We start from the raw sequence: 1,511 nt of genomic DNA on the forward strand, positions 1-1,511 counted from the left end.
GCGCCCCGGGCGCCGCGGCGGACAGCGGCGCGGGTGCCGCGGCGGGGCCGCCGGTCGCCCGGGGCAGCGCGCGGAGGGCGGCCCGCCGGGATCTGCGCGACAGGATCTGGCGCGCTCCCAGGAGCGACACGTCGTCCGTGAGTTCGGTGAACAGCTGCGCGTCCGTCACCCGGGTCTCCGGGCCGAAGAGCGTGGACAGCGCGGGCCTGGGTCGGCCGGACTGGAGTGCGACGACCTCCCTCAGCACGCCGGTCAACTGCTCCGCCATCTCCTCGGCGGAGGAGAACCGGCGCGCCGGGTCCGGGTCGGTGGCGCGCACCAGCAGGCGGTAGAAGGACTCGTACCGCTGGAAGACGTCGATGTGCTCGGGGTCGGGCAGGGAGTCGACGAAGACGTTCGTGTAGCCCTGGAAGTCGAACGTGAGCACCGCGAGCGTACGGGCGACCGTGTACAGGTCGGAGGCGACCGACGGGCCGGTCTCCGCCACCTCCGGCGCCTGGTAGCCGACCGTGCCGTAGATCGCGGACTCCTCGTCGTCCATCCGCCGTACCGCGCCCATGTCTATGAGCTTGAGCTGGTCCTCGGTCTGGATGGCGTTGTCGACCTTGAAGTCGCAGTACAGGAGATTGCGGCTGTGCAGGTGGCCGAGCGCGCCCAGCGCCTCGATCCCGTAGGCGCACGCCTGCTCCACCGGCAGCGGGTCGCGCCTGCCGTCGGTGGGCGAGCGGCGGTCGTTGGCGATCTCCTTGAGCGACTTCCCCCCGACGTACTCCATGACGATGTAGCCGTCCATGGAGCCGGTGCGGGGGTCCAGGTGCTCGACGAAGTTGTAGATGCGGACGATGTTCGCGTGCTCGATCTCGGCGAGGAAGCGCCGTTCGGACACGGCCGCGGCCATGGCGTCGGCGTCGCCCGTGTCGAGCAGGCCTTTGAGGACGACCCAGCGGCCGTCCACCGCGAGGTCCACGGCCAGGTAGATCCAGCCGAGGCCGCCGTGCGCGAGGCAGCCCGCGATCTCGTACTGGTCGTGCACGACCTCGCCCGCGCGCAGCTTCGGCACGAACGAGTAGGGGTGCCCGCACTTGGTGCAGAAGCCCTCCGTGCGCCCGGGCCTGCCGCCGCGCGAACGGCCCACGGGGGCACCGCAGTCGGAACGGGAGCAGAACCGCTTGCGCTCGGGCACCTGGGCGTCGTCCATGACCGCGTCGCGCGGGTCCGGCTTCGGCACGTCGGGGATCGACACGAGTCCCGCGCCGAGCCGGCCGCTGCCGGAGGACCCGGCCGACGTGCCCGAGCTGATCACGGAGACGGACCCGCCCGAGGTCTCGCCGGGCAGCGAGCGCGAGAGCCGGCCGGAGACCGAGCGCCGCGAGGAGGAGGACCTGGAGGTCGAGGAGCGCGAGGAGCCCCCGAGGCCCTCCGTCCCGGCGCCCGTGCCCGACGTGTCGCCGGCGCCCGTCCGGGCGCCCGGGCCCGCCGCGGTGCCCGCGCCCGCGAGTCCGGCGAACGCC

General features: G+C 73.5%; 1 protein-coding gene. It reads right to left on the reverse strand.

Annotated features, from left to right (window positions below):
* The coding region (locus L1885_RS28245; protein WP_235799986.1) for a serine/threonine protein kinase at nucleotides 1–1,511 on the reverse strand (1,511 nt) is incomplete at both ends.

It is taken from the genome of Streptomyces fuscigenes (assembly GCF_021556455.1).
Lineage (GTDB): Bacteria > Actinomycetota > Actinomycetes > Streptomycetales > Streptomycetaceae > Streptomyces > Streptomyces fuscigenes.